The organism is Pseudomonas sp. CDFA 610 (assembly GCF_021147865.1).
Taxonomy (GTDB): Bacteria; Pseudomonadota; Gammaproteobacteria; order Pseudomonadales; family Pseudomonadaceae; genus Aquipseudomonas; species Aquipseudomonas alliivorans.
Map to the genome: position 1 here is coordinate 332,876 of NZ_JAGTPM010000007.1, position 19,035 is coordinate 351,910.

The following is a 19,035-nucleotide window of genomic DNA, read 5'->3' on the forward strand; positions in this document are numbered from 1 at the left end:
TTGGAGAACCTCAATGCTTCCAATCAACAACGCGCCCGTGACCGGACAGGTTCATGGCGCAACCTCCCAGGGTCACAATCCACACGGGCTGGAGCAGCGCCCCGAGCCGCCGACTCAGCGCGCCTCGGTGTCGGTCGTTCAGTTGGGCAAGCAACCCGCACAAGTCCCGGTGACGCAGCAGGTCGATACACCCCCGCGCACCTTCGGCTCGACACCAGGCGCTTCGACGTCGGCTGCTGCACCAGAGCAGGTCGCACCGACACTGGATGCCGACGATATCGCTCATGTCAGCTCTGCTCGACGCCAGCCCGGTACCCGTTCGTCCTCCACTGCCAGCGAGCGTCCGACAACGGCGCTGCAACGGGAACTGTCGTTCAAGGACTGGCTGCCCGGGCAGGAAAATACGCCAGCGCGGGCCGACCATCAGTCCAGCCCGCCCCAATCGGGCGGCAGCACGCCCGCGCCGATACAAGGTCGTGCTTCGACTGGCACGCAAGACGCGTCTCCAAAATCTCAGTTGACTCGCAGTGCCGCCGGCAACGCCGGGACCTTCCGGATGGAGAACGGCAACCTCGAGCGCAACACACCCGCTATCAACCTCATATCTCTGGACGCCAAAGGTCGACCAGACTTCAATCACTTCATTCCCTCCGCGCTGGGTAACCTGCTCAAGGACCGGCTGGCCCAGCCGGGAAGGAGCTATCTGGCCAAAAATTCGGAAAGTAACCGTGATCAAGTGTTGCTCGAGCCCAAAGGGCATCTGGTGCAGATAGCCCAGACCGACACTGCTCTGGCGCTGCTTCGCAGCAGCAAACCACTGAGTGTTCCGCCTGGCAGCAAACCCAATAGCCTGGAACTGCAACGCGAAGACCATTCGGTAAACATTGCCGGCCGCGACAGCGGCGTTCAGTCACTGCCGGACAAGGCCCATATCGCTCATCTGAGCGGTGCCCATCTGGACAGCAGCGGAAAGCATCTGCGGCTGCAGGACGAGAAGCTCTACGAACTGCACCCGGCAACCGCGACCTGGTCCCCCAGCGAAGACAATAAGGAGACCACGTTCAGCCACCTTGCAACCCAGGGCGATGGCAAGGTTTATGGACGGACGGGCGATACGCTGGTCAACCTGTCCAGCACCGAAAAAAACAAGCCGGAAATGAAGCTTGAAGGGCTGACGGCGCACTCGGTCTCTCCGGACGGCACCGTGGCCATGCTTGCGGGCAAGGATACCCAGACCCTGCAGCTGGGCGAAATGGGCAAGGTGCCGGACATGCACCTGACGCTCGAACTCAACGACGGCAAATCCGAGGCCAAACATGTCGGCCTGACCCGTGACCGCCTGTTCGTCGCCGACGCCGAAGGCCAACTCTACAGCGCTGCGCGAAAGGACCTGAAAAGCGAAGACGGCATCCTGCACCTGCAACCCGAGAAACACTATCAGCCTGAAGACTCGGCACTGGGCAAGCGCCAGCAGGTCACCGGCTTTTTGAGCGGTGAAAACGGTCAGTTGCACGCGCTGATCAAGAACGATATCGGCGACACCCACAGCCACACCCTCGACGAAGCGAATTCCAGCCTGCGCAGCGGCTGGAACATGACGGATGTGGTGGTCGTCGAGAACAGGCGCGGCCTGCCCGAAGGCAAGGTGCCAACGCCGGAAAACACCTTCGACCTGGACCGCAACGGTCGGGTGGGCATGGTGGACAACCGTGTGCAGAAATGGGATGCAACCACAGAAGGCTGGAAGGACACCGGCGTCAAAGGCATCGACCAGTTGCAGCGCGGCGCCAACAGCAGCGCTTACGTCCTCAAGGACGGCAAGATCTCCGAACTCAAGGTCAGCCCCGAATACACCAAGACTTCCTTGAGCGGCACCCACAACCTCAACCAGCCAACCCGCTCGACCAAGGTTGAAATGGGCGATGCCATCGAAGGCCTCGATGACCGCGTCATCAAAGCCTTTGCCATGCTCAACGACAAACAGTTTGCCGCCGTCGATGATCAAGGCCGCCTGACGGCCCACCACAAGACTGGCGAGCCGACCGAACTGAGCCGCAAGGACCTGTCCGGCGAAGTCGCCTCGCTGACCCTGGACGAGAATCACAACCTGCACGCCACGACCACCACGGGCGAGTTGTACTTCATGGCCAAGGACGACTGGCAGGCACCGGAATCGGCCCCCAAGCCTGACGCCAAATGGCAGAAAATCGATACGCCCGGCAATCGCCCGGTGGACAGTATCCGCAAGGAGGACAACAACACCGTCAGTGTGAAACTGAAGGATGGGGCACCTGACGAGGGCGCCTTCGTCCTCAAGGACAAGAAGTTCCAGTCGATGGAGCCACGCAAGGAGCCGGAGAACGGTTTGAACAACCTGTTCGGACGACTGGATGATGGCTCGAAAAACGTCAAGATTTTCGGAACCGGCAACACGTTGAAAATCAGCAGCACCCTGGCGGGTCGCAGTGACACCTCACTCAGTCACAAGTCGAGCGTACGAGAGTTCATTCCGGCTCACATCGTGAAGCCCGACCTGAGTATTCCTCGCCCCATCATGAACGGCCTCTACAACATCCAGCATCGGTTCAAGGGCCGCGAAGGACTCCAGGAGGTGTATCAGGCAGAGGCACCTGTCTTCAAGGAACTGACCGAGATCAAGAACTCGTCAAGCCCCGCGCCTCAGCCTGGTCAGACCTTGAAGGAGCGTATATCCCGCCTGGATCTGGGCCCGGAAGGCAAACAGTTGGTCGAGGATATGGAAAAGCTGCGTGATGATCTGGAAAACCACAGCCACGGAGTGGTCCAGCAACTGGGTCAGAAGACAGGCGTGCTCAACCTGCACGGCGAATTCATCAAACCCGAGCGCAAGCCGACAGAAGCCCAGATCGCAAAAGCGGCACACGCCAAGCCGGTCAAGAATGACCTGGTCGCCGATGTACAGGGCGCATTGAGCAAGGTTGCACCCTCCTCCGAAAACCCGACCGGCGTCCTGCTCAAACGACTCAATGACAACGGCATGAAGCTCAAGCACCTGGACGGCGATACATCTCCCGATCACCGGCGCAGTCAGAGTGACAAGTTCGCCTTGAGCAAGGCACGCCTGGCGCTGGATGTAGTGACGCTGGACAAGGTAGGCAAGCTGATCGACAAGGCCGAGACGCGCAATCCTGAAGTGGATAACGCCACCCATGTGAAAGCGCTCAAGACCGAGCTGAATACAATCAACAAGCAGTACAACGACAATCCCGTCAAGGTCGTGACCGAAATGGGGTTCAGCGGGCACAAGCAAATGGAAGACGGCTACGACAGCATCAAGTCGTTTCTCAACGGCTTCAAGGACCCGACTCACGCTACCAGTGTGAACATGCGTGCGGCGATGGGTGCGACGAGCCAGGCGGATCTGGCCGACAAAATGAAAAGCGCGCTGAAACACCTTGAGCACCCTGACGATGAAATTGCCATTTCACGCAGCTATGGCGTCACTGCGGCGACCCCGTTCATCAGCCTTGCCAACATGGGTGCAGGCCCCTGGCCCAGCGCCTCTCTCGGCGTGGCACGCAACTACGCGTTCAATGCCGAGCGCGGTGACAAGGGCGTGACGGTCTACATGTTCCACGAAGGTGGTGTCAGCGGCAGCGCGGGCCTGGGCGGTGGTCAGAGACTGGTGCCCAACTTCGGTGAGTACAACATCAATGATCAACGGGGTTTTGTGGCCCTTCGCCTCGGCGGCGACGGCACCTTACAAGGAACCGGCATGTCGCGCAGCGGCACAGCCTTCACCGTGCCTGACGAAAAAATCGACCAGTTTGTCGATGACCTGTTCGGCGGCAAGGTCAATGCGCTGGACGTGCTCAAGAACGGAACGGCTCACGAAGCCCACTCGATGAAGCGCTTCAATGCAGATGCAACCGGGGGCGTGGGTGTTGAGCTTCGCGTCGAACTGGGGCTGAGCGATCCCAATGAAAAAGAGTGGACTGCGGGCGCCCGGGCAGGCATCGGTGCCAACATCAACCTTAACCTGGCCACGTTTACCAAATACTCGGCGACCCAGGAAAATGACAAAGGCCTGCTGGACGAGAAATCCAATAACCGAGTCCGCCTTGCCAACTCCGCCGGCGCCACCGCTTACGCTCGTGCGCAGATCAACCTTGGCCATACCAACCAGACCGCTGCAGCGCAGCCGGCAACGACCACACAGCCTTCAGCTGCAGCCCCGACGCCTGCTGCGGTGGCACAGCCGGGCGCACAGGCCTCTGCATTTGGTCCCAACGCGACGATCACTGCCTCAATCGATTCCAGAACCACCAAACGCACCAAGTTCCAGACCAAGGAAGGGGTGGCCATGACCACTGCGGAACTGACGAAGCTGAGCAAACAGCTGGACGGCGCGTTCAAGGACAAGCCAACGCAAAAAGAGCTGACGCGACTGGCGGACGCGAAACAACCCGAGTACGCAGACAAAACACCGAAAGAGAAAATCCAGGCACACCTGGATGGGCTCAACACGCTTTTCAAGGACCGCCCTTCGAATAACAGCGCGCAAAAAGCTGCGCTGCTGGCCCTGAGCCGTGCAACGACCAAACACGATTCGGCCATCGATAAACATTCGGTGCTCGATAACGCCCGTCATGAAAGCAACTACACCAACCTTTCGCGTCTGGATGAGCAAAGTGTCGCCTCGAAAATCATGAGCATGCTGGGCAGTCTGCACTCTCCGAGCAACGCCGAGAACATTGCCCAACTGATTGCCGAGGAGCCCAACCTGAAGTCATTGATCGGCCAGATGAAAGCCAGCCCCGGCACCATGGCACGGGTTCGTCTGGAGCCCAAGGACGAGATGATGCAGAAAGTCGACCAAGGCACCCGCGACGGCAGCATCACCCAAAAGGAAATCATCGGCATGCTCAATGACCGTGACAACCTGCGGATCAAGGCCATCACGGTGTTCAAGCTGGCGGGTCAGTCCGACGGTTTCACGACCCCGACGCCTCTGCTGAGCGCCAGCAGCTCGGCGGCAGTCAACGTCAACAAGACGCTGGCCAAGATCAACTTCAACTACGGGGAAGATCAGAACAGGCCGAGCAGCTTCAGCGTGGACGGTGAGATGTCTCGCCCGACCAAAGAGGTTATCGCCACGGCGCAAGCCTTGAAAAAAGACGGGATGGAATTCAGGGCCTGACGCGCCTGGGTGTCAGTCAAACGTCTGTTGAACACCCTCGTGGTGCAGTCCTGACTGCACCACGAGCTCTCTTTTGCGTTCTCAAGGAATACCGAAAATGACCACGGCCTTTTATTCGCTCGACGACTTTCCCGCACTCGCCCATCTGGTTGCCAATTGCTCCGTGATCCAGCAAGAGGTCGCCGCCATGGACGCGCCGCTGCTCGACATCGATCGTACCGACAAGTCCCATCAGCAGGTTCATACCGAAATCAGCGAACACCTGCGGCAAGGGGGTGATTACGGCTGGCTCAAAGGCTGGGGCGCCGCAGGCGGCAACAGCGACTGGACGCAGTACGCACTGCTGTTCCGGGACACGCCTATCGGTCCGGCCCAGGCGGCCCTGCCGCGCACCCTGGCCCTGTTCGCACCGCTCAAGGGCATCAAGGTGCTGGCGCTGGCGCGCCTGGCTCCGCACACCCTGTTGAGCATTCATCGCCACCCGGAACTGACCGACGAAGGTCTGCTGCAGATGCACATCACCCTGAGTGCTGCGGACGAAGCGAACTTCTCGTACCTGAATGTGGCAGGCGAGTTCTATCACCAGCAACCGGGAACAGGCGCGATCTTCGACGGCGCGCTGGATCACTTCGCGGTCAACGCAACGCCGGTCCCCAGAACGATCATCTACATGGAGTTCGAAAAAGAGCGTTTCATGAAGCCCGCCACCCACTGACACCTCCCGCCCGGCAACGACGGCTGTCTGACGACAGCCGTTTCTCCCTCTGTTTTTCGTAAGCGGACTTCTCCGCGCTTATCAGACACTCCGTGACCTTCTGAAACTGCAAGCCAGCCCTGTCTGCCTGGAGGGCGTGGGCACTCTCGCAGGCCACCAAGGTAGCGATGGGCAGCGCAGCAGCCCCAGGTTGCATGAGATACACCGCGCCCGCTACCCGACAGATCGCCGGCATGCCGCCTCACACCGTCCGGTGTTTGCTGCGCGACAGTGTTGCTGGCGGATTCAGGCCAGAAGCCGATTCGACAAAACCCACCCATAAAAAAACGGGCTCACAGGAGCCCGTTTTGTTTTCCACGATCAGCGCTTCAATGCACGTTCGGTTTGCCACCCGCCGCTTCAAGCAGACGGTCTGCCATCAGGCGTACGATCCAGAACGCTGTCAGCGCCGCATCGCCCTGCAGTTCGCCTTGTCCTGCATCACGCTTGAAGCCCGGTTCAAGGCTGTCGACGTAATGATCCAGACTGAAGCGATCGCCCACCTGAGTGGCCGGCTTTTCAAGGGTGTCGCGCATCCGGTCGGTGACCAGTGCGATGGCTTTCTCGAAGGCCTGGCGCTGCGCCGGAGACAGGTAGCCCCCGGCACGCACCAGCGCTGCCCAGGAGCGCTCTTCAGGGGTGTCCTGCGCCACTTGCAGCGGTTGCGGTTGTCGCGTGACCGTCATCTCAAGCCTCCTTGTGGTTGGTCGAGCCTGGCAGCTTGCTGTAGGCGTTCTCGACGTTCTTCAGATCAATGCCGCTGGTGGTCAGGTTCAAGCCTTCGCTGTCACTTTTCACGAAGGAGAACTTGCCGTCTTCAGCGCTGATGTTTTTCAGGTCCAGGTTCCAGTCACCCTGCTGCCCGCCATTGGTGCGCATGAAGGTGCCGAAATCCTTGACCTTGAAGTTGTCCACGTTCACGTTCGCATCGGCGTTGAGCTGGAACACCTTGTCATTGGCACCCTGGGCACTGCTGTTGGTGATGTTCAGGTTGGTGACCTTGGCACCGCCCTCCCCCTTAACGGTCAGCGCGTCCTCGCCGACGTTGGTCCAATGCACGTTATCCACGTTCACGGCTTTTTCGCTGGCAGCACGGACATGCACACCATCGGCAGCGTTGTCACCCAACACCACGTTTTTCAGGGTGGCGCCCTCAGCCAGTTCGAACATCGGCTTCTGTCCCTCGCCCTGTCCGCCATCTCCCAGAGCCTTGCCTGCGGTGAAGGTCTTGCCGCCGCCGTCGAACGTCTCGCCAGGCCCCACTTTGATGGTCTCGTTGACGATGGTCGGAGTGCCCGAGGCCGTCGGGAAAGAGACCGGAGTGGCCGAGCCGCTGGTGCCTGTGCCGGTCGGACCGGTGGGTGAAGGTGTTCCCGTCGGGCCGGTCGGTGCAGGCGTACCACCGCCACCGCCGCCTATGGAAGGTGTTCCGCCACCGCCGCCGCCCACGGAAGGTGTACCGCCACCATCTCCGCCACCGCCACCGCCCACGGAAGGTGTTCCGCCACCGCCACCGCCACCGCCTACGGAAGGTGTTCCGCCACCGCCACCACCTTTGCCAGCAGCATCAGACGGCTGATTGAAGGTTTCCGGATGGCTGTCCATGAACTGAGCGATCATTTCCAGCAGCTCTTTGAGCTTGCCGTTCTGGGACACCTCACCGCCGCCATCGGCAGTCGGCTGAATCGCGTTATCCAGCGACCCACCACCCAGTTTCTGCATCAGCGTGTTGACCAGATCCTCAGTGCTCGATCCGCCCGCAGCGCCCTGAGTGCCGCCGAGTCCCTGCCCTTGACCGAGAGCACCGGCATCTTTGCTTGCACCGGTTCCGCCACCGCCAATGCCACTGGCACCGCCCGAACCACCACCGGAGCCGTTGCCTGCGCCGGATGAAGAATCCGAACCGCCAAGGATCTTCTCGAACAGGGCCATCAAGACCTGAGTCAGCAGTTCCTTTTCGCCGCCGCCGGCAGCGCCGGAATCCCTGGTCTGCTTGTCACCGCCCTGACCGTTGCCCTGAAGCGACTGCAGCAGCGAGTCCAGATCGCTTTGCCCGCCCTGACCGCTTTTGCCGGCCGACTGTCCACCGCCTGCACCTGAGCCTGCCCCGGAACCGGAACCGGAACCCAGCAGCATCTCCGCCAGCATGCCAGCCAGCTCCTGCAGCGCGGACTGGCCGCCCTGCGCGCCCTGACCTGCACCGGCCAGCGACGCCCCGATGCCCATACTCGTGCCGCCCACGCCGGGAAGGCTGGACAGGTTGCCCATCGAACCTGAAAGGCTTGTTAAATCAGACATTGCTTACCCCGCTCCATCAGTGAATGTGTCGGAAAACGACAGTCGATTCCGCCGATCCGTCGGTGTCACGGGCAGGTATGACCGCCATGACACTCATCGCTGTGTGGCCCGCAGCGCACTGCGGTTCCCGACGTTTCGGTCAATTGAGCAGGGAAACCACAGCGGTGCGGGTCTGCTGGGTCTGGGCAATGAAGCCGTTTACCAGATCACAGAAAGTGTCCTCGTCAAGACCCGCCAGCTCACGCTGGGTGCACAGACGCACATCCTGCTGATCAAGGGCGAGCCAGCAGCCGCGCAGTTTCGCGGTGTCGAAGTTCGTGGCAAGGAGGCGTTGCAGGTTTTCCGGGCTCTTGCGCAAATGGCCAAGCCGGCTATGAATAACCACATGGTCGCTGTGCGCAGCGACTTCAATAACGGCCGCCTGACGCTGCTGACCGTCGTAGAGCGCGCACACGCCATTCTGCAGGGTTAACGGTGTACCGAGTGTGGCACTTAGGCGGGCAATAAAACGTTGCATGTCGCGTTGGGAGTTCGCCATTGAATAATCCTCAAGTTAGTCATTGCGGTAAACAGACCGCGGCGACAAGTGAGTGGAAAATTAATGGCGTCCGGTTCCGGCTGGAACAAATATTCCGAATTCAGTTGTTGAACCCTGCCAGCATCAGAAACTCGCCAACCAGTTCCTGAAGGGCGTCCTCACGCCGATAGTCAGGATCCAATTCATGCCAAACGACAAACCGTTGCTGGCTGTCCAGGCAAATATAGTAACCATCATAAGACTCGATATTCTCGAATCGACGCTTGAGCGCGTCGGAAAACAGATCCGGCCGTTGGGCTCTGCGCTCGATCATGAGCGACAGCCCCCAGCCCACGCTATCCTTGCGATGAACGAAGTCGATCCCCGGAGCCCATTGCCAGGTACTCGGCCGCTGCTGGCCGATACTGACGAAGAAATCCCGCTGATCATTACTGCGCAAAATCGTTTCAGTCATTCAGATGTACCAGGCTGTATTCAGATGAATCGTTGCGCAATTCCGGCGACCACCAAACTTTAAGGCTGGAATTGTTGGCGCCAAGTTGCTGGCAATCACTGGAAAAACAAGATGGTTGCATTGTCGCACAGGCGCTCAACAATACCGCGACGACAAACAAGGTACCCACACGCACCCACTTCATTTAGGAATCTCCCGACAAAAGGACTGTATTGAAATGACCGTTAACGCGTATTACGAGTGCCGGATATGAACGATTGCACCGTCAGGCACGGTATATCCATGTATCAACATCGGCATCAAGGCGGCAATATTGAAACTCTCACAGGGGCTGCGGGAACCGCAGTGGAGGCGGCAGATCGGGTGGCCACGAACACTTCGGTGGACTGGCCCGGCTGCAACTCCGTTACGGGTAACATTGTTACTGCAAGTGTCCGAGCACCGGCACAGGACGCCAGTGAAAAAGCCTTGGCACGGGCACTGTCGTTGCGAACCACCCCGACGGTGACATCGAAGGTGTCGCCTCTGAACCATTGTCCCCGAGACGCATCGATCGAAAGACCCTGATCCACTCTACACAGGTCCTTCAGCGCCACGCCAGATGATGACTCTTTGACATCAGGTGGCAGTCGTCCATTGGCCAGTTCCGAAAATGTCTTGCCCACCAGGTCCCTCTTTTGCTGCCGGGTACTGGGAGAGCCGCTCAGCGCAAGGGCTCTGTCGAGTTGCGGGCGGTTTTCTCTGGCGATGTAGCGCGACGGGTCGAGCTGATCGCCCACCAGCCGGGGCGTGAGGATGAATAAACGTTCACGTCGAGAGACTTCATGACGCTTTGACGTGAACAGCGCACCGATCACAGGCAGGCTTCCGAGAATCGGTACTTTGTCCTGGCGCTCTCCACTCTCGTCGACATGAAAACCGCCGATGACCAGCGAACGGTTTTCTCCGATGACCGCCTGGGTACTGACCGTGCCACGCTTCACATCCGGCGTATCGTTATCGCGGGTGCGCTCGAGCTGGCCGTCTTCGATATCGACGATCAACTGAAACCGGTTGGGCTGTTCACCGGCGATGGTTCTTGGAATGACCCGCAGACTGGTGCCCGCCGTCACTGGCTGAACGTTCGCGACCCGCTCTCCGGTGGTGGTGATATAAGCGGTGCGGCTGAAATCAATCACCGCTGGCTGGTTTTCCAGCGTCAGCACCGAAGGTCGGGCAATGACCGAGGCAACCCCCTGCCCTTCGAGTGCCTGTATATCGGCAAAGAAACGGTCGAAATCGTTGATGAACAGGGTAGAGGAACCTCCGGTCAGCAAGGAACTGCCGAAGTTGACCGAGCCTGCACGTGCAGACCATCGGGATTCCAGGCTGCTCAGCTGACTGCGATCGATGTCGAGGATGACCGCGTCGATTTCCACCAGATTACTGGGCTGATCGAGCTGCTGTACCAGTTGCTGATAGGTGTCGCGCTTTTCGGGATCATCGTAGATCAGCACGGCGTTGTTGCGCACGTCCGCCACCACACGGCGGTTGCCGTTGGACTTGCTCTCACCGCTGCGTGCGGGTGCGGCCTTGCGGCTGCTGGCCAGGTTCATGATCTTGCTCTGGCCCATCTCGGCCATGTCCTGCATGGCGCGAATGTTGGCGGCCGGGTCCTGCGGCAACGGAGGCCTGCGCTGACTTTCCAGCAAGCCGTCCAGCAGGGTCGCGACACCCGGAATGGTGATGCTCTGCTCGCGGTATTGAATCTCGCGATCGGCCACGGCGGCGTAGCGCAACGAAAACATCATGACCTGATGCTTGTCCTGTGCCTTGACCTTCTCCTTGCTGAAACCGCGAATCAGTTCCACATAGCGAGCCGGTCCGCTGACCAGCACCACGCCTTCATCCGGCAACTCGCCCCAGCCGAAACGCTTGTCCAGCAGGCCGATATCGGTAAGCGCCTGCTTCAGATCCGGCGCGGCATCAGCCGACACTTCAAGGCGCTGGGACACCTGGCTCGATTGCGGGCTCACGTAAAGCTTGCCGTTGTACAAAAACCACTGGAACTGATGTTCCAGCGCCAGACGATCAAGAAATTCCTGAGCGTTGCCCGCGCGGATCTTCGCATCCACCACACCGGTGATACCCCGGCTGTCGATACCCACCCCGTACGAGCTGGCGAAATCAGACAACACGGTGGTCAAGGGCGTTTGCGACGCCTCATACGCATAGGCGGACTGGCGCCACTCTTCAGGCACGCCAGCGGTGGCGGCTTTAGCCTGCACGCACAACACTGAAATCCAGAAAAAACGTTTCAGGCACTGCTTAAACATACGAATTCCCCAGAGACAGAGGACGAACCGGGCGTTTTACAGGCGATGCTGCCGCTTCGAGCATCGACTCCCACACGTCACGCTGGTTGACCAGCGCCTCAATGATGCTGATGACCGGCGAAGTACCCTGGAACGACTGGAACTGCACCAGACAGAGCCGATGGCTTTGCGGGTCCAGTGCCAGCGCCGCGCTGAACCGTCGAATGCTGGGGCCCGACAACCGCAGCGCGGCGGCCAGGCTTTCATCGTCGCCACGCCAGGCCGCGCTGAGCGGCGCGGTATAGATCAGCCCGTTGGTGCCACGTTGAATGCGCAGCGGCTGCTGATCGATCTGCAACAGCAACTCGGCCTTACCACTGTCGAGCCAACGCTCGACCGTGGCGAGCAGGTCAACGGATTTCATTGATGATCGCCTTGGCCAGGTTGTGCTTGACCACAATCTCCTGGTTGGCGGCCCAACTGGCGGTGGATGACTGGCGAATGGCCGAGTTGAAGGCGTGCCAGTCTTCGGGGGAAAAGGCATCCATATTCAGCGCAGCCGAATCCAGATCCTGCTGGGCGTTTTCAAAATTACTGTCGAGACGGCGTCTGAGTGCATCTGAAGAAAGCATGGTGATACTCCTGGTCCGGAAACTGCTGACTGAGTGGCAAGGCACCGGTTTTGGTTCCAGAACCTGATGTTCAAGGCCAGATCTGTTGCTGCAGGCCGCTCCAGCTGAGGCTGAAATCCCCGTGTTCCGTGCGCAGGCTGATCGCGTCCGGGTCAAGGCTGGCATCGGTTCGCAGGGTCCAGCCAGGCTGATCATGTGTTTCAAGATTCAGCGCCACCGCTTCCAACTGATCGGGATGGCAGAACAGCAAGGCGGTCTCCTGATTCGAACTGGCCAGCGCCAACTGACGAATCACCGACCTGACCTTTTTATCGGTCGGGATTTTCTCCAGCAGACTTCCCAATGCCTGGCTCACCAACTGCGCGGCCGTCTCGACCAACGTTTCCAGGGCCTGCTCGCGCTGGGTGCGTAAGTCATCGAGCAACGCCTGCGCTTCTTCCCAGACCTCGGCCCGCGCCTGCTCTTCACAGGACTGACGCAACACATCGGCTTCGGCATGGGCCTCGGCGAGAATGGCCTCGGCCTGGGTACGGGCGTCATGCAATACCTCATCGGCCAGCAGACAATCCTCAAGGGTCTCCCGACGCAACAGCGGCTCGATGAGTGTGATTCGATCAGCTGGAAGGTTCAGACTGCGACGGGTCAACATGAGTGTTTCCTTCATTACGAGCGTTCAGTACGTACCCGGCGATGGCCTGCCACAGCGCACGCAGACGCACGGCAGGCACCTCTTCGAAAACCATCCGCTCGGCTTCCTCGACCGCGGTGCGCGCAAACCTGAGTCGCAGCCTCTGCCACAGCCGTTCACCGACACGGCGGCGCAACAGACTCAGTCCGGCCACCTCCCAGGGATCGGGGTTCCACTGACTGGGCATCCAGCGACCCGGCTGTAATCCCTTGCCCAGCCGGCGACACCACAGGTGGGCAGACTCATCCAGACCAGAGGTTCGCTGTCGATGGGTACCCGCGCAGACCGTCACACACAGCCTCAGCGCCAGTGCCCACTCCTGCGGATCAAGATCCAGCAAAGGCATCAACAACGCCTCGGGCTGCGGCGGTATCGCCGACGTCATGCCAAGACAGCGATCGGCCGACTGCGCACTGACCTGCTCCAGCAGATGCAGGGTCGAGGCATTGGCCCGTGCCTGCTCCGACAGTTGCCAACTGGCGTGTGCGTCGCGCCAGCCCTGAGCCCACCAGCGAACCCAGATCAGCGCCTGAGGTTCGCTGATATTCATAGCGAAGTTTCGCTCGAAGGCGGCGTAGTGTTTCTGCGTAGCAGACGTTCTCGCAGACGCGGATTGAGCGCCCACAGACCGGCCAGCAGCAGCACCAGCCCAACACCACATAGCGCTGCAACCCACTGCAGGAACTCGAAACGTTCACGTGTGACGTTGAACGGCCCGATGCTGACCATTTCCACCGTCTCCTGGTAACCCTGGGCCGGCACGAACACCACGGCCAGTTTCCGTTCGTCCGCGTTGGTCATGCCGGGAATACTGCTGGCGACCATACGCCGGATGCGCGGCAGCACGCTGTCAGGCTCCAGGTCGGCCCGATGCTTGATGAACACAGCAGCCGACGCCGGTTGCACAGGCTCCCCCGGCGCAATGCGCTCGGGCAGAACCACATGAACCCTGGCGACGACCACGCCGTCTATCTGCGACAGGGTCTGCTCTAGCTCCTGAGACAAGGCATAGATGTAGCGGGCCCGCTCTTCCAGCGGCGATGAAATCACGCCTTCCTTGCGAAACACCTGGCCCAGTGTGGAGCGGGAACGGCGCGGCAAACCCACGGCTTCCAGTACCCGCACGGCCCGGGAAATGTCCTGCGTGGACACGAGCACTGCAACACCGCCCTTGTCCAGACGCTTCTGCGCATCGATGTTTTTGCTGGCGAGTTCGGCCAGAACTTCGTTGGCGTCCTGTTCGGTCAGGTCGCGATGCAATTCCATGCGATCACCACAACCGGCCACCAGTAATGCCAACAGAACGACCACGACACACCTGACTGTCCTGGGATGCATAATCACGCCTTATTGCAGACTGGTCAGTTTTTCCACGGTCTGGGCGGCCTTGCTCACCAGCTTGGCGCTCAACAGACTTTCCAGATAGAACGAAGACAACGAACGGTTGGCCTCGATCAGGGTTTGCGGATCGTTGGAACGGGCGGCGCGCTGAAGATTGCGGTCGACCTTTTCCGAATCTTTCTGGTAGGCAAGGGACGCCTCGGAGATCGGCGAGATCATTCGTTGCGGGTCGCTTTGCGCAGGTGCTGCGTTCGAGCGCATGGCCGCGTTGAACCAGCTGATGTCCGCCTCGGCAGGAGCCGCATCTGGCGCTGCATCAAGCTCGGGAAGGCCCGATTGATGATGGGATATGCGAGTGATCGCCATAGTTGATTCTCCTGCCAAGACGAAGGTTTACCCATCAACCGCGATAGTTGGTGGTGCTTTGCTGAACCAGAACCGACAGGACATTGCCCGCCGCGATGCTGGCATCGGTTTTCAGAGTGTTGCCCGCGCCGCCGTTCTGGAAGTTCTGTTCCGCGTTCGGAAACAGGCCGCCCAGTGAATCGCCTTGCGCGCTGCCCTTGATTTCGCCCTTGATCATGTCAATGGCTTTCTGGAACTGCTCGCTTTCGCCCTTGGACATGACGTTGTCGCCTTCGGACAACTCGCCCATCCAGTCCTTGGACTTGCCATCAGGCTTGCCGAATTCTTCAGGGTGCATGTCCATGAAACGCGACACTTCCTTGAGCACATCCTTGTCTTCGAACGAGAACGTCGTCTGACCGCTCTTGGCATTGGGGCTGGTGTTGGGTTGCAGAAGGTTGTCGAGCTTTTCCTCGCCCAGGCTGCCGAGCAGCGCCGCCAGAAGCTCCTGCAGACCGCCGCCCGACGCATTGCCGCTGTTGGCAGCCGGTGCGCCCCAGTTGGAAGCAGGGTTCTGACCGGAACCCACGCCCTGCCCGGTACCCGTACCGCCGGAAGCGCTGCCGGTCGAGCCGCCACTGAGGAACTCAGTGATCAGTCCTTCAAGCCCTTTGGTGAACGCTTCCTTCTCTTCACTGTTCAGGTACTTGTCTTCGGAAAGCTCGTCGCGCCAACCGTTGACATTGCCTGTGGCGTCGTCGGGTTTGCCGTATTTACCCGGATTCTTGTCCATGTGATCGGCGACCATGCCAAGCAAAGGATTGTCGGTATCACGGATGTTGGCACCGCTGCCTTTTTTTTCGAACATCGAATCGCCCAGCAGCGAAGCGATCTTGCCTGCCGCGCCGCCCGAATCGGACTGCATGGAGGTCATCTGCGTACTGGCGAAGGTACTTTGAAAGGAGGCACTTTGTGGAACGCTTGCAGTAGAAGAAATCATGAATCCACTCCTTGAAAACCGCACAGGTTGAAGCCCTCCCGGTATCAACCGAGAGGGCACGCCAACCACTTAGTAGTTGATCGCCTTACCGGTTTGCTGTGCAGAGTTCTGCGCCTTGGTGGCGGAGTCCTGATAGGCGCTGGCGATACCGTTTACGGTATCGGTCATCATTTTGTTGGATTGGGCTTCAGCGTTCATTGTTGTGGTTGCAGCCGCAGTTGCATCCATTTTGGTCATTGCAGCCATCGAAGCGCCGAGCGAAGCAGTACCAGCCATAGTTATTACTCCTGATCATCGAGAATGTTCGAACACATCATGTGTGTTCGAAGCATGAGTGGCCGATAGTCAAAAGCGGTTCCATTGAATGACGACAATCATTTCATGGTGATGATCACAGCTCGGGCGAGTTGATGCTCAGGCTCTTCATGCGGTGATACAGCGTGCGCCGGGGAATACCCAGTTCATTGATAACCGAGTCGATGCTCTTGGGATGGCGCGACAGACAATCTTGAATAAGTGCTTTTTCGAACTGTCGCAGGTAACTCTTCAAATGAATACTGTTTTCAGTCTGAGAATCGTTCTCGCTACTGAGCGGCGGCATACCCAGAACGAAACGCTCTGCCGCACATTTGAGTTCGCGAATATTACCGGGCCAGCGGTGGCTGAGCAGCCGGTTGAGGACATGCGGATCACGCACCGGGATGGGCTGACCATGCTTTTCGGCGGTCTCGACGACAAATCGCTCGAACAGCGAAGGCAGATGATCCAGTCGGGAGCGCAAGGTCGGCAACTGAATCTTGATGACATTGAGCCGGAAAAACAGGTCGCGGCGGAACTTGCCTTCCTCGACGAGTTTTTCCAGCGGAGTCTGGGTCGCCACGATCACTCGGAGGTTCAACGCCACGAACCGAGTGGAACCCAGCCGCTCTATTCCGCGCATCTCCAGCACACGCAGCAGCTTGGCCTGAAGCAGCAGCGGCATGCTGTCGATCTCGTCCAGGTACAGAGTGCCGTTGTGGGAGGCTTCGATATACCCCGCTCTGGACTTGGAGGCACCGGTGTAGGCGCCGGCCATCACACCGAACAGCTCGCTCTCTGCCAGTTGCTCGGGCACCGCAGCACAGTTGATCGCAATCAGCGGCCCTTCCCGGCCGGACAATTGGTGAATCCGGCGGGCAAGCGTGTCTTTCCCCGTGCCGGTTTCGCCTTCCAGAACCATATCGACATTGAGCGGTGCTGCCTTGCGGATAAAGGACTGCAGAGTGCCAAAGATATCGAGAACCTCATGCTCCATCGGCAATGAGTCGTTGTTCATAGCACACTCATCCATCCATTCCCCTCACGATGATAATCACTTCCGTCGAATATCAGGAATACTTCGGGTACGGACTTCAAGAGTCTTCAGGCGTCCGGTGCCGCGAATCGCATACTTTAAATTAATGTAAGACAATTATCTTGTGGTGTTTTTCTATCGTGCCTATTGAGGCCACCATGACGACATTCGGTTTACCGAATGTGGCGCAGCACTGAAACAGGGCATGCCCGTAAAATCCGCACAATCATGCACAACTTCCAGCAAATGTTTTAATAAGGTTGTCATCAACGAAGTGTCAGGCTGTCCGTACAGGTCTTGTTTGACGCAGCCCCGCCAGTAGTTGTAGTAACGCGCACCGAAATTGCGCCGTGATACGGTGCAAAACATTCGGTTTTCCGAACGCCTTTGTCGCGGCTTAGTTGGCTGAATTCTGTACAACGATAGATTTTTCGAGCGCTGCGCACGGCAAAAAAATATAGCATCCGATTGTGACGGCTCCGCTTTCACACCCTGCGCAGGGAGATCAAGGCCATCAGATACGCCTGGAGCGACCTGATGAATGACTGTGGAACCGGCCTGACACAACGGTCACTCAGGCGCGCCAACGGCAGATTTTTTGTCATGCAGGAACGCGTCACCCACACGCCTGGGACAACGAAAAAATTTCCTTTTTGTGCGCCATGGCACTCGGCAACGCAGTGATTTGCGGGCAAATCACTGCTCAGCATGGGAGCGAAACATGAGCTGTTCATAAATTAACCACACAGCTGCACCCCACGTCATTCAAGGGTTTCAAAAAGTTACCCACAGACATACCCACGATTTCCGTGGACAACTTCTGACGAATTTCCAACCTTAAAACCGGCGATGAGTGCAAGCCAAAAATCTTACATCTACTTGATGCAAATCCAGCCCCGAATATGCATGGTCATGCCCCGGCCTATCGATAGATGAAAATGACTGTTGATTCCTGACGCGCTTGCCTCTGAAATGGATCCTTTACCCGAGGCAGTCTGCAAGATGGAGCAACAATGTGAGGTGGCCGTTCTCGGCCTGGGCGCAATGGGTGCCGCAACGCTGTATCAGTTGGCCAGGGAAGGTGCCGATGTGCTGGGGATCGACCGGTACGCACCGCCACACATGCAGGGTTCCAGCCATGGCGATACGCGCATCACCCGGCTATCGGTAGGTGAAGGACCGCAATACCTGCCGCTGGTGCGCCATTCACAGCGCATCTGGCGCGAGCTTGAAGCGTTGACCGGTGAATCCCTGTTCGAGCAGTGCGGCGTGTTGGTGATGACATCCAGTCCGGCCTATGACCCACACGACCCGGAAGATTTCACCCACAAGACCATCGCCCTTGCCCGTGAGTATGGTGTGAAGCATGAAGTGCTTTCAGCCGGGGCCATTCGCGAACGATTCCCCCAGTTCAGTCCAATCCTGGAGACCGCCATCGGCTATTTCGAACCTGACGGAGGCTTCGTAAGGCCCGAGCGCTGCATCGCCGTTCAGTTGCAACTGGCCGGAAAACTGGGCGCGCGTATCCGTATGAACGAAACCGTCACCCGCTTGCAGCCTCAGGGTGACCAGGTGCGCATCACGACTGATCAGGGGTCGATCCTCGCGAACAAGGTGGTGGTCAGTGCCGGAATGTGGTCGTCACAACTGCTCGGCGAACCGTTTACCGATCTGCTGCGAGTCTGTCGGCAGCAACTGTTCTGGTTCGCACTGGAAGACACTGCCGCATTCGCCCCGGTATCGCCCAGCTTCATCCTGACCCACGGCCCTGGCGAGATGGACATCAATTACGGCTTTCCGCCATTGCCCGGCGAAGGCAGCATGAAGATTGCCACCGAGCAATACCTGCAGGCATCTGCGGCGTGCGAGCTGGACCGCAGCGTCAGTACCGAGGATGAGCGGACGATGTTCCAGACGCAGGTGAGCGGCAAGATCGCAGGACTCAAGACGGAGGTAGTGAAGTCATCGGTATGCGCCTACACCGTGACGCCGGACTACCATTTCATCATCGACGACCACCCGCACCTGAAAAACGTGACAGTGGTCTCGGCCTGTTCCGGGCACGGCTTCAAGCATTCGGCAGGGCTGGGGCTGGCGCTGGCCCAGCGTTGTCTGCATGGTACAAGCGATGTGGACCTGTCAGCGTTCTCGCTGAAGCGCTTCGGCAAAAAAGCCTGAG

At 59.0% G+C, this 19,035-nt stretch carries 18 protein-coding genes; 3 read left to right on the forward strand and 15 right to left on the reverse strand.

What is annotated here, in order from left to right; translation table 11 throughout:
- Nucleotides 1–13: 13 nt before the first annotated feature.
- Together KDX39_RS15400 and KDX39_RS15405 are read left to right on the forward strand one after the other, a co-directional pair.
- Nucleotides 14–5,179 (forward strand): AvrE-family type 3 secretion system effector, encoded by a 5,166-nt coding sequence (locus KDX39_RS15400; RefSeq protein WP_231660955.1) that lies wholly within the window; start codon nucleotides 14–16, stop codon nucleotides 5,177–5,179.
- Between the two features lie 97 nt (nucleotides 5,180–5,276).
- Nucleotides 5,277–5,894 (forward strand): aspartyl/asparaginyl beta-hydroxylase domain-containing protein, encoded by a 618-nt coding sequence (locus KDX39_RS15405; RefSeq protein ID WP_210075338.1) that lies wholly within the window; start codon nucleotides 5,277–5,279, stop codon nucleotides 5,892–5,894.
- A gap of 368 nt (nucleotides 5,895–6,262) precedes the next feature.
- On the opposite strand, the gene KDX39_RS15410 is transcribed toward KDX39_RS15405, so the two are convergent.
- The 15 genes from KDX39_RS15410 to KDX39_RS15480 all read right to left on the reverse strand — a co-directional run bounded on the left by KDX39_RS15410 (nucleotide 6,263) and on the right by KDX39_RS15480 (nucleotide 16,838).
- The gene (locus KDX39_RS15410) at nucleotides 6,263–6,619 is read right to left on the reverse strand and encodes an HrpW-specific chaperone (protein WP_210075340.1); all 357 of its coding nucleotides are present in this window, start codon (nucleotides 6,617–6,619) and stop codon (nucleotides 6,263–6,265) included.
- A 1-nt stretch (nucleotide 6,620) separates the two neighbouring features.
- The gene (locus tag KDX39_RS15415) at nucleotides 6,621–8,231 is read right to left on the reverse strand and encodes a pectate lyase (RefSeq protein WP_231660956.1); all 1,611 of its coding nucleotides are present in this window, start codon (nucleotides 8,229–8,231) and stop codon (nucleotides 6,621–6,623) included.
- Nucleotides 8,232–8,370: 139 nt separating this feature from the next.
- On the reverse strand, nucleotides 8,371–8,769 hold the full coding sequence (locus KDX39_RS15420) for a type III secretion system chaperone (RefSeq protein ID WP_099227967.1): 399 nt from the start codon (nucleotides 8,767–8,769) through the stop codon (nucleotides 8,371–8,373).
- A 100-nt stretch (nucleotides 8,770–8,869) separates the two neighbouring features.
- Nucleotides 8,870–9,223, reverse strand: a complete 354-nt coding sequence (locus KDX39_RS15425) for a hypothetical protein (protein ID WP_004884755.1) — start codon at nucleotides 9,221–9,223, stop codon at nucleotides 8,870–8,872.
- The gene (locus KDX39_RS15430; RefSeq protein WP_143518954.1) at nucleotides 9,216–9,407 is read right to left on the reverse strand and encodes a hypothetical protein; all 192 of its coding nucleotides are present in this window, start codon (nucleotides 9,405–9,407) and stop codon (nucleotides 9,216–9,218) included. Before KDX39_RS15430 ends, KDX39_RS15425 begins: the two co-directional genes overlap by 8 nt.
- Before the next feature lie 115 nt (nucleotides 9,408–9,522).
- Complete coding sequence (gene sctC / locus KDX39_RS15435) at nucleotides 9,523–11,538, reverse strand: type III secretion system outer membrane ring subunit SctC (protein ID WP_231660957.1); 2,016 nt, start codon at nucleotides 11,536–11,538, stop codon at nucleotides 9,523–9,525.
- Entirely contained in the window at nucleotides 11,531–11,941 is a 411-nt protein-coding gene (locus KDX39_RS15440; RefSeq protein WP_210041791.1) for a type III secretion system chaperone, read from the reverse strand. Before KDX39_RS15440 ends, sctC begins: the two co-directional genes overlap by 8 nt.
- Nucleotides 11,928–12,149: an HrpF family protein gene (locus KDX39_RS15445; RefSeq protein WP_004884749.1), complete on the reverse strand. Its 222-nt coding sequence runs from the start codon at nucleotides 12,147–12,149 to the stop codon at nucleotides 11,928–11,930. The genes KDX39_RS15440 and KDX39_RS15445 overlap by 14 nt, the downstream gene beginning before the upstream one ends.
- A 70-nt stretch (nucleotides 12,150–12,219) precedes the next feature.
- The gene (sctL, locus tag KDX39_RS15450) at nucleotides 12,220–12,798 is read right to left on the reverse strand and encodes a type III secretion system stator protein SctL (RefSeq protein WP_180274306.1); all 579 of its coding nucleotides are present in this window, start codon (nucleotides 12,796–12,798) and stop codon (nucleotides 12,220–12,222) included.
- Nucleotides 12,764–13,387, reverse strand: coding sequence for a hypothetical protein (locus KDX39_RS15455; RefSeq protein ID WP_231660958.1), 624 nt, complete (start codon nucleotides 13,385–13,387; stop codon nucleotides 12,764–12,766). Before KDX39_RS15455 ends, sctL begins: the two co-directional genes overlap by 35 nt.
- Nucleotides 13,384–14,175, reverse strand: coding sequence for a type III secretion system inner membrane ring lipoprotein SctJ (gene sctJ, locus KDX39_RS15460; RefSeq protein ID WP_231660959.1), 792 nt, complete (start codon nucleotides 14,173–14,175; stop codon nucleotides 13,384–13,386). The genes KDX39_RS15455 and sctJ overlap by 4 nt, the downstream gene beginning before the upstream one ends.
- Nucleotides 14,176–14,184: 9 nt before the next feature.
- Nucleotides 14,185–14,544: a type III secretion system inner rod subunit SctI gene (gene sctI / locus KDX39_RS15465; protein WP_231660960.1), complete on the reverse strand. Its 360-nt coding sequence runs from the start codon at nucleotides 14,542–14,544 to the stop codon at nucleotides 14,185–14,187.
- A gap of 34 nt (nucleotides 14,545–14,578) precedes the next feature.
- A complete protein-coding gene (locus KDX39_RS15470; protein ID WP_099227974.1) occupies nucleotides 14,579–15,523 on the reverse strand; it encodes a DNA-binding protein in 945 nt (314 codons plus the stop codon).
- A gap of 69 nt (nucleotides 15,524–15,592) precedes the next feature.
- Nucleotides 15,593–15,799, reverse strand: a complete 207-nt coding sequence (locus KDX39_RS15475; protein ID WP_004884739.1) for a hypothetical protein — start codon at nucleotides 15,797–15,799, stop codon at nucleotides 15,593–15,595.
- A gap of 115 nt (nucleotides 15,800–15,914) precedes the next feature.
- Nucleotides 15,915–16,838: a sigma 54-interacting transcriptional regulator gene (locus tag KDX39_RS15480; protein ID WP_099227976.1), complete on the reverse strand. Its 924-nt coding sequence runs from the start codon at nucleotides 16,836–16,838 to the stop codon at nucleotides 15,915–15,917.
- 1,020 nt (nucleotides 16,839–17,858) lie between these two features.
- Between KDX39_RS15480 and solA the strand changes: the two genes are divergently transcribed.
- The gene (gene solA, locus KDX39_RS15485) at nucleotides 17,859–19,034 is read left to right on the forward strand and encodes an N-methyl-L-tryptophan oxidase (protein ID WP_231660961.1); all 1,176 of its coding nucleotides are present in this window, start codon (nucleotides 17,859–17,861) and stop codon (nucleotides 19,032–19,034) included.
- Nucleotide 19,035 lies beyond the last annotated feature (1 nt).

What these genes read in the sequence shown, in the direction of transcription:
- KDX39_RS15400 (WP_231660955.1), top strand. Translation starts at nt 14, where the DNA reads ATGCTTCCAATCAACAACGCGCCCGTGACCGGACAGGTTCATGGCGCA.
- KDX39_RS15405 (WP_210075338.1), top strand. Translation starts at nt 5,277, where the DNA reads ATGACCACGGCCTTTTATTCGCTCGACGACTTTCCCGCACTCGCCCAT.
- KDX39_RS15410 (WP_210075340.1), bottom strand. Translation starts at nt 6,619, where the DNA reads ATGACGGTCACGCGACAACCGCAACCGCTGCAAGTGGCGCAGGACACC.
- KDX39_RS15415 (WP_231660956.1), bottom strand. Translation starts at nt 8,231, where the DNA reads ATGTCTGATTTAACAAGCCTTTCAGGTTCGATGGGCAACCTGTCCAGC.
- KDX39_RS15420 (WP_099227967.1), bottom strand. Translation starts at nt 8,769, where the DNA reads ATGGCGAACTCCCAACGCGACATGCAACGTTTTATTGCCCGCCTAAGT.
- KDX39_RS15425 (WP_004884755.1), bottom strand. Translation starts at nt 9,223, where the DNA reads ATGACTGAAACGATTTTGCGCAGTAATGATCAGCGGGATTTCTTCGTC.
- KDX39_RS15430 (WP_143518954.1), bottom strand. Translation starts at nt 9,407, where the DNA reads ATGAAGTGGGTGCGTGTGGGTACCTTGTTTGTCGTCGCGGTATTGTTG.
- sctC (WP_231660957.1), bottom strand. Translation starts at nt 11,538, where the DNA reads ATGTTTAAGCAGTGCCTGAAACGTTTTTTCTGGATTTCAGTGTTGTGC.
- KDX39_RS15440 (WP_210041791.1), bottom strand. Translation starts at nt 11,941, where the DNA reads ATGAAATCCGTTGACCTGCTCGCCACGGTCGAGCGTTGGCTCGACAGT.
- KDX39_RS15445 (WP_004884749.1), bottom strand. Translation starts at nt 12,149, where the DNA reads ATGCTTTCTTCAGATGCACTCAGACGCCGTCTCGACAGTAATTTTGAA.
- sctL (WP_180274306.1), bottom strand. Translation starts at nt 12,798, where the DNA reads ATGTTGACCCGTCGCAGTCTGAACCTTCCAGCTGATCGAATCACACTC.
- KDX39_RS15455 (WP_231660958.1), bottom strand. Translation starts at nt 13,387, where the DNA reads ATGAATATCAGCGAACCTCAGGCGCTGATCTGGGTTCGCTGGTGGGCT.
- sctJ (WP_231660959.1), bottom strand. Translation starts at nt 14,175, where the DNA reads ATGCATCCCAGGACAGTCAGGTGTGTCGTGGTCGTTCTGTTGGCATTA.
- sctI (WP_231660960.1), bottom strand. Translation starts at nt 14,544, where the DNA reads ATGGCGATCACTCGCATATCCCATCATCAATCGGGCCTTCCCGAGCTT.
- KDX39_RS15470 (WP_099227974.1), bottom strand. Translation starts at nt 15,523, where the DNA reads ATGATTTCTTCTACTGCAAGCGTTCCACAAAGTGCCTCCTTTCAAAGT.
- KDX39_RS15475 (WP_004884739.1), bottom strand. Translation starts at nt 15,799, where the DNA reads ATGGCTGGTACTGCTTCGCTCGGCGCTTCGATGGCTGCAATGACCAAA.
- KDX39_RS15480 (WP_099227976.1), bottom strand. Translation starts at nt 16,838, where the DNA reads ATGAACAACGACTCATTGCCGATGGAGCATGAGGTTCTCGATATCTTT.
- solA (WP_231660961.1), top strand. Translation starts at nt 17,859, where the DNA reads ATGGAGCAACAATGTGAGGTGGCCGTTCTCGGCCTGGGCGCAATGGGT.